Genomic DNA, 272 nt, shown 5'->3' with positions numbered 1-272 from the left:
GAAACGCCATGATCATTTCATCATGTAAGCCTAGTTCTTTACCGTATTCGATAGTCAGATTAGGGTGCTTGGCTTGATACGTCGTTAATACCGATGGAATGTCATTTTTAGCATGGGTTGCCGCAAATAGCATGCCTGGTACTGCATGGATCTTAGTGACACCTTGGGCCACTAAACGATCTAACGCGGTATGCAAATTCGGCGCAGAATATTCCAGAAAGCCATATTCAACTTTCAATTCTGGATGACGTTCTTTTAGTCCCTTTGCTAAT

At 42.6% G+C, this 272-nt stretch carries 1 protein-coding gene; it reads right to left on the bottom strand.

Annotated features, from left to right (window positions below; translation table 11 throughout):
• On the bottom strand, nucleotides 1–272 hold a 272-nt coding region (locus tag MTCD1_RS19225; RefSeq protein ID WP_200818673.1), incomplete at both ends, for a sirohydrochlorin chelatase.

The sequence above is a fragment of the Colwellia marinimaniae genome, from assembly GCF_002207865.1.
GTDB classification, from domain to species: domain Bacteria; phylum Pseudomonadota; class Gammaproteobacteria; order Enterobacterales; family Alteromonadaceae; genus Colwellia; species Colwellia marinimaniae.
Note: the sequence above shows the minus strand (reverse complement) of the source record. Positions and strands in the feature narration are given on the sequence as shown.